This is a genomic window from Chryseobacterium sp. Marseille-Q8038, from assembly GCF_965111995.1.
Genome location: NZ_CBCOPN010000001.1, coordinates 203,248 through 217,927, shown reverse-complemented (window position 1 = coordinate 217,927; position 14,680 = coordinate 203,248). Strand labels below are relative to the sequence as shown.

Here is a 14,680-nt window from a genome sequence, read left to right as displayed (position 1 = left end):
ATGAAGACAAAATTTACTTTTAAAGCATTTTTGATACCTTTATTGTTAATTCCTTTTTTATATCTTATTATATTAGTTATCCCTGGGATCATTATTACAGAAAATTATAATACACCATTATTTCCAAGAATATTTATCCCAAGCATACTTATTTTTTCGTTTCTAATAGTATTTGGAGAACTAAGAACAAAATGTATCAATGTAACAATCAACAAAAATGAAATTGTTGTAAAAAGATTTTTTGGAATTCTAACTAAAATTTATTCAATTTCTGAAATTGAAGGTTGGAAATATAGCCATTTGACAGGTAAAGGAGGAACTTACGAGTATCTTTATCTATATAAAGCAGGAAATAAAATTGTAAAAATATCACAATTCTATCATAAAAATTATTTTAAGATAAAAAATCACATTCAAGGAAATTTTAAGTACTTAGGCTATGAGAAGTTATCTTATATTGATGAATTCAAAGAAATATTTAAATAACTACTGTAATTATTTAAAACAAAAAGCTCCAAAATATTTTGGAGCTTTTTGTTTTACTTTTTGTCTTTAATGTAAAGCAACTCTTACCTTAAAATCATTTAAGCCTTTCTGTTAAGAATTGTTATCTGTTTTTTCTTCCATTACAGCAACTGTTTCAGCATTTTTCTTTTGCACCTGTTCCAGGAGCTGAAGTCCTAAAAGTCCGCTGATTCCTCCATTCGCTGAATCTCCGTTTCCTCCGATTAATACTTCAGGCATAATTCTTACATTCTGACTGGCAATATTTTCCATGATTTTCAATTGGGTAAAATTATTTCCGCCCATTGCTTCTACAGATAATTTGTAGGATTCCGCATTCGATTTACCAATGGCCAGAATCTTCTCTGCTTCAGCATTACCAGTTAATGAAATCTGCTCAGCACTTGCTCTGGCCAGCAGTTCTATCTTTTCTGCTTCGGCTTTTGCAAGAAGTCTTGTTTTTTCCGCTTCCCCGGTTGCCAGAAGCTTCAATCGATCACCTTCGGCATTCGCCTGCAGTCTTACAGAATTAGCATCTCCGGTAGCCTTTTTCACCGATGCATCAGCAATTCTTTCCGCAATTACAACCCCCTGATCTGCTTTTACAATTTCCTTCTGCATATCGGCAACGGCCGTTTCTTTTTCCAGAGCCTGACGTGTTTCCTGCGCCAACATTTCGGTTTCGTAAGTAATTTTCTGTTCTTCCGCCAGTTTTCTGTCTGTTAATGTTTTCATTAAACTTTCCGGAGGAACAATGGCGCCAATTAAAGTATCAACAGCATTTACATTATATTGTTCCAAAACACTGCTGATATGATCTTTGGCCGATTGCTGTCTTTCTTTTCGCGTTCCCAGAAATGCGATCACATCACTGTCTTGCGCTGAATTTCTAAAATAATTTCCAATAGTAGGCTCTAAAACCTGACTTACAAGATTGATCATATTTCCAAAACGGGCAATGACTTTTGGGGCTTCATAAGTCGGAATATGAATAATTTGTGAAACATCCAGATTGAAAGGGAAACCGTCTTTACTACGCACCGTAATGGTGGAAAGGTTTTTATCCAGCTGGTGAGATTCGCTTCTTTCATAAGCCCAGTTCAATACCAAATTGGTGGTAGGAACAAGTTCAACCTTCATAATATAAGGATTGATTGGATATTTTCCTGGACCAATAGGCTCTGCCCAAACTCCTTTATGACCTTTTTCAACGATATTTCCATGTTTAAAATCAACACCGCTTAAATCTTTTCCTTCTTCTCCCACATAGCTGATAATAACCCCAACATGGCCAATCGGAATTTCCGTCATTTTCACCATTTCCACTTTTGTAAACCAGGGATTCAGAAAGTAAGACCCAGCCAGAATTACCTGCTCCTGAAGACCTTTATATCCTCCGCTATTTAAAAAAGTGTCAACATCCTGAAACTTATTATGGTCATTGATAATTTTACCTGCAATCTGCCCTTCTTCTAAAGGACTTCCTTCCATTGTTGTGATAATTCCCACTGCATTGTCGGGAATCTGAGTCATATCCGTTAATTCTATTTCAAATAATAATGTATTAATTCTATAAGATCCTGGAGCAACAATAGCAGTCTGACGGCCTTTTCTTCCACCGTTTTTTAAAAAGGCCTCAGCATCCTGAAAAGAATCACAGTCAACTTTTCTGGCCAGAATCCTTCCGGTTTCCAATTCTACACCATCTTTTGCCAGTAATAATCCTATTTTACCCGTCGGAATCACTGTAAAGGGTTGAAAATCGATAGAATATTGCCATATCCATTTTCTAAAATACACCCCGGGAGCCAATGTCTGAGCCTGAAAGCCCGCTTCTCCGTTGGTTGCTATAATCCTTCCTTCAGGAAGTTCCTGCTCGCCCATTAACACAAATTTTTTGGTAACCAAACCAATTCTGTCCTGAGGAACAATGATTAATCCAAAGAAAATTCTTAAAATAAATTTGTAAAAAAATACGCACAAAAGCGCAATTACAGCCGGAATCATCCAGCCATGAAAAGTTAATTCCATAGTTTGTTGTTTTTGTTTTTTGATTAAATTTTAAAACAGGGATTGTGCTCTGGCTCTTCAGAATACGAATGAGCAGAGTATGAATTAAATGATAATTCTTTCGAAAAAATTAAGAAATTACTGGAGGGGAAGTATTAAAAATCGTGAAGATGATTTCTGATACTTTTAATAGAAAAAACTTAAAGTTAATTAGTTTCATTTTGATAATAAAGGAACGAGATCCTTTGATGGTACAAATGTACAGAAGAAAAGTATTCAGTTGTTTTAAAAATTGGCAATATTTCACATTCAAAATAATAACCTATTGAAAATCAATACAATTATTTCTATAAACAGACCTCTGTCCATCTCAAAAATTTCTTTCCGACATCCTGTATTCTTTTTTTTGATTGAAATATGGCGCTATATTTGATAGACTCTGAAATGTTAACCAATAACCACTCAATATGATAAAGCACATTTTATTAGGGACTTTCTGCCTGGCTCAGTTTTCATTTGTGTATGCCAAAGAGGTTCCGAATCCGAAAACAGACCGTTTTATAACTTCTTCCGTGCTTCAGCAGGTACCGAAGACCGTTATTATCAAAACCAAAAAGTTCAAAATCAGAATAGACAAGCAGCCAAATGGCAAGTACCTTTATCAATCATGGAATGCCAATGCAAAGATTACGGCTAAACCAAGCATGATCATCAGTGATGGCGAACTGATCCCTGACGGTACAGGAGGAAATTATTACATCAACTTCAACAATGAGGGACACAGCTATCAGGTTTGGAGAAATTATCTTACAGATTCTGCGAAAAAAGCACCTTATACTTTGGTTGTAAATGATGCTAACGACCGTGAGATTGTACGTCAGGACGGATACGTGGTAAAAAATTAAAGCTGGAAGATGGAGGTGAGAAGCTGGAAGTTGTTATCGTCCTTCTATAACTTCTCTTTAAGAACTCAAAACCGTTTTCCACTCTTATAAAATAAAAATCCTGTATTGATTGATACAGGATTTTTTTATGTTCCGGATTGTCTCAATTCTGTAAAAAAGGTGCTTTCTTCATAGCTTTCTTTTGCTGCCTGGTAACCGATATTGAAGATCTGCTCCAATCTGTCTTTTCTGCGTTCAAAAGTTCCGTAAGAAGATAATTTTTGAGAGGAAATGAACCAGTCACAGTAATCGAATTTTACTTTTTCAATTCTGTAGGAAAGAAGGTCGTAAGAACGCGAAACGATTGCTTTAATAGAGTTCAGGTCTTTGATCTTCGCTTCGTTAGGTGGAGAAACGAATACACCAATCAGTTTATCACAATCTTCTCTGATGATATCTGCAGGAAAATTATTCAGAACTCCTCCATCACAGTACATTTCCTCACCAATGATGTAAGGGGTCGTAATTCCCGGAATAGAGCATGAAGCAATGACTGCATCAACAATTTCAAAATCTTTATCAAAAATTTTCTGGGTTCCTGCTACTAATTCGGTTGCTACAATTTTCACTTCGATATCAAGATCTCCCAATTTCATTTCGTGGAAGATAGGTTTCAGATAGTTTCTGAAGATCACCGAAGAAACCAGTCCCGGCTGATTGAATGTAAAATGCTTCCAATTGAAAAAATATATGGAATTGAAGAATTCCAGAATTTCTTCCGGAGTTTTTCCGATGGCATGAAGGCAGCCTACAATAGACCCTGCGCTACAGCAGGAAAGGATGTCAACCTCAATTTCTTTTTCCTGTAAGAATTTTAATACTCCTGCATGAGCGATTCCTTTGGTACCGCCGCCTGATAAAACAAGTCCTACTCTCTCAAAATTCATAGAATAAATGTATGAAAACAGCCTGAGATAAATAAGTTAATTTTTATAAATATGCTAATTTTAAAATTATTTTAATAAAATCAATGGTTTTATAGATTTATTTAAACAAAAAAAGCCTGGATTTCTCCGGGCTTTTATATTATAGATTTCTGTTAATTTCAGAATTAAATGTGAATCACTTCACCATACGCAGCAGCAGCAGCTTCCATAATTGCTTCAGAAACTGTTGGGTGCGGGTGAATAGATTTGATGATCTCGTGACCTGTAGTTTCTAATTTTCTGGCAACAACAGCTTCAGCAACCATATCAGTTACGCCTTCACCAATCATGTGGCATCCTAACCACTCACCGTATTTAGCATCGAAAATCACTTTGATAAATCCATCTGTGTTTCCGTTTGCAGTAGCTTTACCACTTGCAGAAAGAGGGAATTTACCTACTTTGATTTCATATCCTTTTTCTTTAGCCTGCTTTTCAGTAAGACCTACAGAAGCTACTTCAGGGTGGCAGTATGTACATCCAGGGATATTGCCATAGTCAATTTTCTCAACGTGCATTCCTTTAATTTTCTCAACACAAGTGATTCCTTCTGCAGAAGCAACGTGAGCCAATGCCTGAGTTGGGATGATATCTCCGATGGCATAGTAACCAGGTACTGAAGTTTCATACCATTCGTTTACCAATACTCTTCCTTTATCTGTCTGGATTCCTACTTCTTCTAATCCGATGTTTTCGATATTAGCAGCAATACCTACAGCAGATAATAAGATATCAGCTTCAAGAGTGATGGTTCCGTTAGCTGTTTTCACAGTAGCTTTCACACCTTCCCCTGTTGTATCAACACTTTCTACAGAAGCGTTTGTCATGATCTCAATTCCTGTCTTTTTCAGAGATTTCTCTAAGTGTTTAGAGATTTCCTCATCTTCTACAGGTACGATGTTTGGCATAAATTCAACAACAGTAACTTTAGTTCCCATTGTGTTATAGAAGTCAGCAAATTCTACCCCGATAGCTCCAGAACCTACAACGATCATAGATTTCGGCTGCTCAGGAAGAGATAATGCCTGTCTGTATCCGATTACTTTTTTACCATCCTGTGGTAAGTTTGGTAATTCTCTTGAACGAGCACCTGTAGCGATAATGATGTGAGTACCTGTATATTCAGTTACTTTTCCTTCTTTATCTGTAACAGAAACTTTTTTACCTTTCTGTACTTTTGCAGTACCAAGAATTACGTCAATCTTATTCTTTTTCATCAAGAATTCGATTCCTTTGCTCATTTTGCTGGCAACACCACGGCTTCTCTGAATTACATTCGGGAATTCAAAGCTTGCCTCCACTTTATTTAAACCATAATCTTCAGCATGGTTGATATAATGAAAAACCTGAGCAGATTTCAATAAAGCTTTAGTGGGAATACATCCCCAGTTAAGGCAGATTCCTCCTAAATTTTCTTTCTCGATAATTGCGGTTTTGAAACCTAATTGCGCTGCTCTGATCGCAGTAACATATCCACCAGGACCACTTCCAATGACAATAATATCGTAATTCATTACTTTAAAAATTTTTATGCGAATTTAAGGAAAAATATTGGATGTTTCATGTTTCTGTAAACTGATCTTAAAATGCATCAATAAAGCTATTTTCATTCAATTTTACACAAAGAAAGAGAACACAAAACGTATTCTCTTTCAATAAATTTTCTTTTACATTGAAAACTTCTCAAAATTTAAAATATAAAAAACGGATTTTCTTATTTTAATAACCGCAAAAATTCTGTATTATTTTGCCTGTCTAAGTAATCGTTTTTCAGCCGCATATCTTTCGTTTAAGGCTTTCATCTGATCTCTCTTCATCTGCTTGGTAGCAAGAGGGTGATTAAGAATGAGTTTTTTCTCTGTATTATATTTTTTGGTAAGTCCTGCATTTTAATATTCACCAATTCACTTTTTGAAGGATGTGGAGGAACTGGCGGATGTTTTTGAGCTGAAACATTCATTGATAAGCCTAGTAACAATACTGTTGAAATTAATAACTTTTTCATAATATTCTTATTTTCGAATGATTTTCAATTAATTAAATTCATTCCGGTTCATGATAAATCTTACATATATCATACCAATATTTTTTTCAAAGAAAAGAAAATGCATATCCAATTGAGGATTGATTTGAAATAAATGACTCTGGTAATGGTCTATTTTTCATACATTTATTTATCTTTTAAACAAGTACTTATAAAAACTATGAAAAAAAATGATCTGACCAAAGACAATATCTGGCTGAAGGAACCGGAAGATCATGATTTTCCTGCAGCACAGGACTATCTTGAACTTCTTTTCCCGCCCGGTGAAGCACAAAAAATGGTTGAAAAATTAAAGGCTGCTCCTACCCTCATCAAAAAATCGAAAGACATTTTAAGAGCCAGTAAACTTTCTCTGCTTCCTGAAACGAATATTCATGTGAAGGAAAACCTGAAAAAAGTAGAAAAAAATAAAAAACTTTCACCGATATTATTGGTGAGAGGGGAAAATGAACTCATCATTGCGGATGGATATCACCGCCTTTGCTCCAGCTATTACCTCACGGAAGATTTGGACGTTCCCTGCAGATTGATTTAGATTTTTTTGTAAAACAACTCCTATCCCTTAAAAGTGAATTAAAATAAAAATATGTAAAATATTCAGTTTCAGTTGATTTTTAGCTATTTTTTTTTATATTTTTGTTTAAACCCAATTTTATACAATATGAAAAAATACATCTCGATTCTTTTATTCGCCGCTGTTCCCTTAACTGCACAAGTAGGTATTAATACAACAACCCCTAACAGTACGCTTGCCGTAAATGGTTCCTTAAGGGCTGGATATAGCGAAGTCACAGCCACTACTTATAGTATTCTGACGACCGATCATTATATTACTTATAATGGAACGGCCGATGCTACATTTACTCTTCCCGTCATCGGAACCGGAACAACAAGTTTTACAGGGAGAATTTATAAGATCAAAAATATTTCGCCAAATGCGATTACGCTACAGGCTTCCAGTGGAAATACCTTAAGAATTGACAACACTCCTGTTGCTTCTTTTATGATTCCTACAGGGGCCTATGCTGAGGTAGTAAACAACAGCAATACAACTGGTGGAACATGGGATTTATCTTTTACCGTTCTTCCAAAACCGAGCAACGTGGAAATTTATGGTACACAAGTTCTCATTCCTCCTCATAGACTAGGAACCGCACCTGTTGCTGACTGGACCGCTCATGGTAATGCAGGTTATGATACAGGAGCAGCAAACGACAGATGGTGGATCATTAGTAAAACATCTGTAGATAATGCTCACACTGCCACGTATGCCAATGCCAGCAGAATGACCTTGGTTTATGAATATCAGGGCACTCCGTTCAACGTTAACAATATGTACCCCATCCTTACTGCAGGAAATAATTCAAGTTTCCCGGATGTATTTACAGCGTCTTTTGTAAGCCTTGCCAATAATGGTACTGCAGGAAGAACAAGACTTACTGTATCTGTGGCCCGTATAGATTTTATCGGAAATAACGGATCTAATAACAGTAACTGGACAGGAACATTCTTACTGAACGTTCTATTGGCTAGAAAATACTAAGCAAATTCTAGAACAGATATATAAAAAGAGCAGAAATTTCTGCTCTTTTTTACTTTATAAAACTTCAATATTCTGCTTTAAAGGAAGGCTTTTGGATGAGTTTCCAACCATGATCCTATAGGTTCCTTTTTCTACAGTCCAATCCATTTTTTCGTTCAGAAACTGTAAGTGTTTTATGGGAACTTCAATGGTAATAGATTTGGATTCTCCGGGCTGCAATGCTACTTTCTGAAATCCTTTGAGCTCAATAACCGGTCTGGAAACAGAAGCCAATACGTCTTTCACATACAGCTGAACCACTTCGCTTCCCGCTTTTGACCCTGTATTTTTCACATTGACTTTAGCCATAATGGTTTCATTTTCTGAATAGTTGGTTTTATCCAGCTGTAACCCGGAAATTTCAAAGGTGGTATAACTTAAACCAAAGCCAAACGGATACAATGGCTCACCACTCAGATCATAATAGTCATTTCCTCTTCCTGTAGGATGGTGATTATAAGTTAAAGGAAGCTGGCCTTCTTCAGTAGGAAATGTTATTGGTAATTTCCCGGATGGATTCTCTGCTCCGAAAAGTGTTTTTGCAACGGCATTTCCACCTTCTTCCCCCGGATACCAGATGTCTAAGATAGCTCCTACTTTATCCTTCCAGGCTGTTGTTTTGATGGCTGATCCACCTAGCAAAACAACTGTGGTGGGTTTATTTAGTTTTGAAACTTCATGAATGAATGTTTCCTGATTTCCGGGAAGACTTAGTGATGAACGATCCTGAAATTCTCCTTCGTGAATTCCGGCAGTAACAATAATGTAATCTGCATTCTGAGCAAGGCTCAAAGCTTCTTTACAATCTTTCTGATAATCATGCAGACCGTAATTCCAGATCAGTTCCAGATTGGCTTCACCACGATTTTCATGGAATTCAATCTTAATGTCATATTTTTTTCCTTTCACAAAATCTACATCAACCGTTTTTGTAGAATAGCTCAACTTTTCCCATTGATCAATAACTAATTTCCCATCCAGATATAGCCTGAAACCATCATTCCCACGCAATCCCAATTGGTATTTCCCTGAATCCGGAGCTTCCAGTTTTCCTGTCCAGCGAACACTATATTCATCAGGCTGGAGTTTTTCAGGATCAGGTGAGTATAAGGTCCATTTGAAATTAACCTGTTCATCCTGTTTTTCGAATGCCGGATTTCCTTTTACATCCGTATTGGAGAAATACATTCCTTTTAATCCTTTCTTGTTTTCAAAAGATAAATATTCATGGGAAACCGTTGCAAAATCTTTTACATTCCAGTCAATCCCTTTTGAATACATGATTTCAATATCCTTAGCTTTAGTATAATTTTTAAGACCATCCAGAATATTAACTTTCTTGTTCCCTGGCCCTGAGTAACCGCCTAACCTTGCATCCACTGCATCTGTACCCACAATCAGAAGCTTTTTTACATTTGCAGGAATTGGAAGTGTGTGGTTATTATTCTGAAGCAGAACAAAGGATTCCGCAGCCGTTTTTTCTGTCAAAGGTTTGTGATTAAGTTTCTTTAATTCTTCAATATCCCTGGATGAAACATAGGGATTTTCAAATAATCCAAGTTCAAATTTGGCTCTCAATACTCTTGAAACAGCATCATCAATTCTTTCTTTTGAGATTCTTCCATCCAGAAAAGGAGGTATAAAGAGTTCGTAATGTTTATATTCTGTCTGAAAAATCACGTCAAGCCCTGCATTTATTGCCTGTGCAGAAGCATCATCATAATCTTTTGCTGTAAAATGTAAGACATTCGCTCCTCCTACTGCACTGGCATCACTAATAACAAAACCTTTGAAATTCCAGTCCTTCTTCAATTTCTCTGTTAGCAGCCAGTGATTGGCCGTTGAAGGTCTCCCATCAAGCAGATTATAGGAAGTCATCACCGAACGGCTTTTTCCTTGTGTAAAGGCATTGTAAAAAGGGATCAAATGGGTTTCTTCCAAATATCTTTTGCTCCAATGGATCGGGTATGAATCTCTTCCTCCTTCTCCTACATTGGCTAAAAAGTGCTTGGGTGTGGTAATAATTCCCTGATTTTCAAATGAACTGACAAAGCTTACTCCCATTACAGAAGTTAAAAAGGGATCTTCACCATAGGTTTCCTCTGTTCTTCCCCATCTTACATCATTGGCCAGGTTGACTACTGGTGTCAGAATTTGACGAATTCCTCTCAGTTTTGATTCTTTTGCAATGGCTGATGAAACCTGAGTCATCAATTCCGGATTGAAAGTGGCCGCTAATCCAATAGCCTGCGGAAACGCTGTAGCTCCTTCCCGAACCAATCCATGTAAAGCTTCGTCAAAAGGAATAATGGGAATTCCCAATCTTGATTCTTCTACGAAATATTTCTGAATGGCATTGATTTTTTTAACCAATCTCTCTGCATCTTCACTGGCATTATATTTCAACAGCTGTCCCGCTGCACCACCGCCCTGATTTCCGGCACTTACCTGTAATCCGAAAATCCCATGGAAATATTGTCCTTTCGGAACATGATCCAGATCTCCGGGAATCATAAAGCACTGCCAGAATTTTTCCTCAGGAGTCATTCTCTTCAGCAGATCCTGAACTCTGGTTTCAATGGGTTGTTTGGGATCTTTATATAACGGTTTCTGAGCAGAGATAAATACTGAGCTCAACAAGAAAATTCCTATAGTTTTACATCGAAGTTTAAAATACATCTCAAGAATAATTTAGTTTAAAATCTGTTCTTTTACCTTGAAGCAAAAGAACCAAAAGTTCAAGACTTGGAACTATAATATAAATATGAGTCATCAATTCAACTATTGCATTATTTGAATTACAGTTGCATATTTCAGATTTTTTCTTTCTTCGGGTAATGTAATTTCAATGGTATTTTCAGGTGTTTTTTTCCATTGAATTTTTGAGGAAATACCTAATATTTTCAAAGATTTTGGTTTAAAATTTTCCGGAAGGGAAAAAGTAAGTATTGAAGGAGCTTTATATTCTGATTGTTCATCCAGATGGAAAACATTTACCGTCTTATGATCTTTACTTTGAGTGTAATAGTAATTTCCTTCGTGATAAGGAGCAATAGTTCTTGTGGCAAAAACAGCAGTCTGGTTTTTCTCCATCCAGCTGGAAATCTGCTGCAATTTTTCATAAACGATGGAATCATAATCACCATTAGGTCCCGGAGCAATATTCATGAGGTAATTTCCACCTCTTGAAATGATTTTCACCAGAGTTTCAATAATCTTTTGAGAGGTTTTATAGTTGTCATTGGGAACATAGGAAAAGGAATCTCCCATTGTGATGCAGCTTTCCCAGGGAATGGAAAGAGCGTGTTCCGGAACAGCCTGCTCAGGGGTAACATAGTTTTCCCATTTTCCGGGAACGGTACGGTCTACAATGATAATTCCAGGTTGATTTTTTCTTGCCATTGTTCCGATCTTATCCATATCAATATCCTGTTCTACTTTGATGGTGCGCTGCCATTCTACTTTTGGATCTATAGTATGAAAAGGACGTACCCAGCCGCCATCCAGCCAAAGAATATCAATTTTACCATAATTGGACGTGATTTCATTGAGCTGATTGAAAGTAAACTTTTTAAAACTCTCCCATCTTTCCGGATATTTCTTCGGATCATAGTTCACATTCCTGTCTTTGGGTGGAAAGTAAGACCACCAGTAATCATCGGAATGCCAGTCCGGTTTTGAAAAGTAAGCCCCTATTTTAAATCCTTCTTTTCTGAAAGTGTTGAAAATCTCTTTCGTTACATCAGATTTTGGATTTTTTGAAAATGGTGTTTTGGAAGAAGTGATCTTATACTCCGACTGTTGGGTATCAAACATGGCAAAACCATCGTGATGTTTGGTGGTAAAAACCACATATTTCATTCCGGCCTTTTTTACTGCATCAGCCCATTTTTGAGGATTGAACTGAGCGGGATTGAAAGTCGTTTGAAGATTTTCATAATTTTTCACATATTCATAGTAAGATTTTCCGTGCTCAGATTTTCTCTGCGTCCATGATTCGTCTTCCGGACATAAGCTCCAGCTTTCAACAATTCCCCACTGGCTGTAGGTTCCCCAATGCATAAACAATCCAAATTTCAGATCCTGCCATTGGTCCAGATTCTGAACAACCAAAGGGTCTGTAGGTTTCTGATAGCCATCGGATACATTGTGGGCCTGCGAAAATACGATTGAACTTATAAAAAAGGATGAAAGGAAAAAAGGTTTTATTTTGGATATAACCAACATATGGAATAGTTTTCCGCTAATTTAATTATCCTTTGGGAAACCTACAAACATTAGGATTCCAATAGATTAAGAAGAGCATTATCAAATTCCGGATATAAAAACTGAAATCCACTTTTTTGGAGTCTCTCCGGGTAAACGTTTCGGCTTTTCAACAGTAATTCGGTTTCTGTATTCAGGAATACAGATGCGATTTCCAATTGCCAGACTGGAGCATTAAGTCCAAAAGGAACGTTCATTTTTTCCCTCAGTTTTCTCATCATATTTTCATTGGAAACCGGAGCCGGAGCCGTTATATTAACAGTTCCTGAAATATTCTCATGCTGAATAATCCAGTCCACAGCTTTGCAAAAATCCTCAATATGAATCCAGCTTACCATTTGATTCCCTCTTCCCTGTTTTCCCCCTAAACCCATCCTGGTAATCATTTTCAGTTTTGGAAAAGCACCACCGCCATTCCCAAGAACAATAGAAGTTCGAAGGGCTACTTTTCGTATTTCTTCATTTTTGACTGTAAAAAACTCTTTTTCCCAGCTTTTGCAGATATTCATGGAAAAGTCATCCCCAATAATTCCGTTTTCTTCTGTATTGAGATGTTTTTCAGAATGAACGTAAATGGTTGCAGAACTGGCATTCAGCCAAATTTTTGGTTGATCAAAACATTGATCTACAGCTTTCTGTAATATCCTTGTACTGTCCATTCTTGAGGAATAGATTTCCTGTTTATTTTTCTCATGATACCGGCAATCTACAGATTTTCCTGTAAGGTTGATCAGAATATCTGCTTTTTCCAGGCTATTTTTCCATTCACCTATTGTTTGTGCATCCCAATAGATTTCATTTTTACGTTGAGGATTACGGGTCAGAATGTATACCTGATCACCCTTTTCTGTAAAATATTTTTCTAAGTTTTCTCCAAGGAATCCGGTGCCTCCGGCTATGATTATTTTCATTGTTTAAAGTTTAAGGTTCAAGGTTTAAAGTTCAAGGTTTAAGGTTTTCCCACAGATTTCGCAGATTTTCACAGATGCTTGTGATGAGATCTATCTTATTTTAAACGCTGTAAACTTTTAAGAAAAAAATCAAAGATTTTTATAAACTTATGTGTACTTCTTCTGCGTAAGATATGTTCTTAATATCACTTAAATGCTTATCTTTTGTGACTTTTGTGGTTCCATATTATATGTTCTCACGGATATTTGTGGATAGGAAGGTTTTGTGTTTTTTGCTTTTTCAGCTGATATATTTTTTGGTTTTGACTTGGATTTCTGAGCCTTCGGCCAACATTACTGAAACAGGCTGTTGATGGTTCAGACATTCAAAATCAGTTCCGTAAATCTTTTGAAAATCAACTTCCAACTGGTATTCTTTTATGGTGTAGCATTTCCATTTTGGATGGCATACTTCGTATTCGGAGGTTGTATTTTCTTTTTTGGTAAATCCAAAATAATGTTCTGTGATAAATTCAAATTCAGAGTTTTCTTCCATAGGTTTTGGCGTGTTCTCCGCCATTATCTGAATAGAATGCCAGTTTTTATCTTTCCATGAATACCGGATCAGCAGTTCATCTTTATTTACATGGATCTGGTTTTTCATGGGCATCGTGTGATAATTCTCTTTGTAAATAGAATTTGCAACCAGGCTCAATGCAGGTTTGGGAACAATTTCTTTGATAAATACCACTCCTCTTTTCCAGATTCTATTTTCTTTTTTTCTGACATAAAATCTTAGGTTCACTTCTTCAAAATTCCGGTGAAAAGGAATGGGAAATCCTAAGAGTTTGGTATTTAAAAACATGAATCCGACCAGACTTACGTAGCATTTGCCTTTATAAAAATCGAGTTCTGTTCCTTTTGGAAGGTAGGGCAATAAAATATCAGGATCAATTTCGTAATTGATGATGGCCAGTTTTCGCCATTCTGCTTTTAAAAAGTTCATAATTCTGTGTTTTAGGGTTAAAAAATGGCTATTCCGTCATAGGTAGAAGATTCTGCAATGGTTTTGATCAGTTCATTTCTTTTGAGCAGGAAATTTTTAAGGTATCCTCTGAGAAAAATGGCATTGAATAATTTTCCTATGATGCCGAGCGGAGATTCAAATTCAAAAATATCGGTCATCAATGTTTTCCCGTTTACGGATTTAAAAATATGCCGATGGCGCATAGACTTGAAAGCTCCTTTCTGCATGATATCTATGAACTGAATAGGTTTTTCCATGCTGATAATTTTTGTGGTAAGGTTTTGATACACTCCCAGATGTTTTGCCCGCCAGGTTACAGTTTCATTTTCTTCAATCAGCCCTGAAGTACGTCCTTCAATTGCTTTTTCATTGGTTTTTGAGGTGGATTGCTGGTGCAGATCAATATTCCTGGCCAGATCAAAAACATAGTGAATATCTGCGTTGATTACTGTATTTAAATAGATTGTTGACATTTTCAGAGGTGTTA

At 36.5% G+C, this 14,680-nt stretch carries 13 protein-coding genes; 4 read left to right on the top strand and 9 right to left on the bottom strand.

Features of this window, described 5'->3' with window-relative positions:
* The gene (locus tag ACWPWS_RS00995) at window positions 1–486 is read left to right on the top strand and encodes a hypothetical protein (RefSeq protein ID WP_454045185.1); all 486 of its coding nucleotides are present in this window, start codon (window positions 1–3) and stop codon (window positions 484–486) included.
* 111 nt (window positions 487–597) lie between these two features.
* Here the strand turns inward: ACWPWS_RS00995 and ACWPWS_RS00990 are convergent, their stop codons facing one another.
* A complete protein-coding gene (locus ACWPWS_RS00990) occupies window positions 598–2,535 on the bottom strand; it encodes an SPFH domain-containing protein (protein ID WP_454045184.1) in 1,938 nt (645 codons plus the stop codon).
* Between the two features lie 446 nt (window positions 2,536–2,981).
* Between ACWPWS_RS00990 and ACWPWS_RS00985 the strand changes: the two genes are divergently transcribed.
* Window positions 2,982–3,419 carry a hypothetical protein gene (locus ACWPWS_RS00985; RefSeq protein WP_209783782.1) on the top strand — a complete coding sequence of 146 codons (438 nt, stop codon included), beginning with the start codon at window positions 2,982–2,984 and terminating at the stop codon, window positions 3,417–3,419.
* 125 nt (window positions 3,420–3,544) lie between these two features.
* Here the strand turns inward: ACWPWS_RS00985 and ACWPWS_RS00980 are convergent, their stop codons facing one another.
* From ACWPWS_RS00980 to ACWPWS_RS00970, 3 genes are all read right to left on the bottom strand, one after another.
* Window positions 3,545–4,345, bottom strand: a complete 801-nt coding sequence (locus ACWPWS_RS00980; protein ID WP_454045183.1) for a patatin-like phospholipase family protein — start codon at window positions 4,343–4,345, stop codon at window positions 3,545–3,547.
* A gap of 164 nt (window positions 4,346–4,509) precedes the next feature.
* Window positions 4,510–5,898, bottom strand: coding sequence for a dihydrolipoyl dehydrogenase (gene lpdA, locus ACWPWS_RS00975; protein WP_105680808.1), 1,389 nt, complete (start codon window positions 5,896–5,898; stop codon window positions 4,510–4,512).
* A 299-nt stretch (window positions 5,899–6,197) separates the two neighbouring features.
* On the bottom strand, window positions 6,198–6,389 hold the full coding sequence (locus ACWPWS_RS00970; RefSeq protein WP_454045182.1) for a hypothetical protein: 192 nt from the start codon (window positions 6,387–6,389) through the stop codon (window positions 6,198–6,200).
* A gap of 199 nt (window positions 6,390–6,588) precedes the next feature.
* On the opposite strand from ACWPWS_RS00970, the gene ACWPWS_RS00965 reads away from it, so the two are divergent.
* Window positions 6,589–6,963 carry a hypothetical protein gene (locus tag ACWPWS_RS00965; protein ID WP_454045181.1) on the top strand — a complete coding sequence of 125 codons (375 nt, stop codon included), beginning with the start codon at window positions 6,589–6,591 and terminating at the stop codon, window positions 6,961–6,963.
* Window positions 6,964–7,089: 126 nt separating this feature from the next.
* Window positions 7,090–7,971, top strand: coding sequence for a hypothetical protein (locus tag ACWPWS_RS00960; RefSeq protein WP_454045180.1), 882 nt, complete (start codon window positions 7,090–7,092; stop codon window positions 7,969–7,971).
* 54 nt (window positions 7,972–8,025) lie between these two features.
* Here ACWPWS_RS00960 and ACWPWS_RS00955 read toward each other — a convergent pair whose 3' ends face one another.
* From ACWPWS_RS00955 to ACWPWS_RS00935, 5 genes are all read right to left on the bottom strand, one after another.
* Window positions 8,026–10,689 carry a glycoside hydrolase family 3 N-terminal domain-containing protein gene (locus tag ACWPWS_RS00955; RefSeq protein WP_454045179.1) on the bottom strand — a complete coding sequence of 888 codons (2,664 nt, stop codon included), beginning with the start codon at window positions 10,687–10,689 and terminating at the stop codon, window positions 8,026–8,028.
* Window positions 10,690–10,791: 102 nt separating this feature from the next.
* A complete protein-coding gene (locus ACWPWS_RS00950) occupies window positions 10,792–12,237 on the bottom strand; it encodes an alpha-L-fucosidase (protein ID WP_454045178.1) in 1,446 nt (481 codons plus the stop codon).
* 50 nt (window positions 12,238–12,287) lie between these two features.
* The gene (locus ACWPWS_RS00945; RefSeq protein ID WP_454045177.1) at window positions 12,288–13,187 is read right to left on the bottom strand and encodes a TIGR01777 family oxidoreductase; all 900 of its coding nucleotides are present in this window, start codon (window positions 13,185–13,187) and stop codon (window positions 12,288–12,290) included.
* 280 nt (window positions 13,188–13,467) lie between these two features.
* Window positions 13,468–14,172 (bottom strand): YqjF family protein, encoded by a 705-nt coding sequence (locus tag ACWPWS_RS00940; protein WP_454045176.1) that lies wholly within the window; start codon window positions 14,170–14,172, stop codon window positions 13,468–13,470.
* Window positions 14,173–14,189: 17 nt separating this feature from the next.
* A complete protein-coding gene (locus tag ACWPWS_RS00935; RefSeq protein ID WP_454045175.1) occupies window positions 14,190–14,666 on the bottom strand; it encodes an SRPBCC family protein in 477 nt (158 codons plus the stop codon).
* Between the last annotated feature and the right edge of the window lie 14 nt (window positions 14,667–14,680).

What these genes read in the sequence shown, in the direction of transcription:
- ACWPWS_RS00970 (WP_454045182.1), bottom strand. Translation starts at nt 6,389, where the DNA reads ATGAAAAAGTTATTAATTTCAACAGTATTGTTACTAGGCTTATCAATG.
- ACWPWS_RS00935 (WP_454045175.1), bottom strand. Translation starts at nt 14,666, where the DNA reads ATGTCAACAATCTATTTAAATACAGTAATCAACGCAGATATTCACTAT.
- ACWPWS_RS00990 (WP_454045184.1), bottom strand. Translation starts at nt 2,535, where the DNA reads ATGGAATTAACTTTTCATGGCTGGATGATTCCGGCTGTAATTGCGCTT.
- ACWPWS_RS00940 (WP_454045176.1), bottom strand. Translation starts at nt 14,172, where the DNA reads ATGAACTTTTTAAAAGCAGAATGGCGAAAACTGGCCATCATCAATTAC.
- lpdA (WP_105680808.1), bottom strand. Translation starts at nt 5,898, where the DNA reads ATGAATTACGATATTATTGTCATTGGAAGTGGTCCTGGTGGATATGTT.
- ACWPWS_RS00950 (WP_454045178.1), bottom strand. Translation starts at nt 12,237, where the DNA reads ATGTTGGTTATATCCAAAATAAAACCTTTTTTCCTTTCATCCTTTTTT.
- ACWPWS_RS00945 (WP_454045177.1), bottom strand. Translation starts at nt 13,187, where the DNA reads ATGAAAATAATCATAGCCGGAGGCACCGGATTCCTTGGAGAAAACTTA.
- ACWPWS_RS00995 (WP_454045185.1), top strand. Translation starts at nt 1, where the DNA reads ATGAAGACAAAATTTACTTTTAAAGCATTTTTGATACCTTTATTGTTA.
- ACWPWS_RS00955 (WP_454045179.1), bottom strand. Translation starts at nt 10,689, where the DNA reads ATGTATTTTAAACTTCGATGTAAAACTATAGGAATTTTCTTGTTGAGC.
- ACWPWS_RS00980 (WP_454045183.1), bottom strand. Translation starts at nt 4,345, where the DNA reads ATGAATTTTGAGAGAGTAGGACTTGTTTTATCAGGCGGCGGTACCAAA.
- ACWPWS_RS00965 (WP_454045181.1), top strand. Translation starts at nt 6,589, where the DNA reads ATGAAAAAAAATGATCTGACCAAAGACAATATCTGGCTGAAGGAACCG.
- ACWPWS_RS00985 (WP_209783782.1), top strand. Translation starts at nt 2,982, where the DNA reads ATGATAAAGCACATTTTATTAGGGACTTTCTGCCTGGCTCAGTTTTCA.
- ACWPWS_RS00960 (WP_454045180.1), top strand. Translation starts at nt 7,090, where the DNA reads ATGAAAAAATACATCTCGATTCTTTTATTCGCCGCTGTTCCCTTAACT.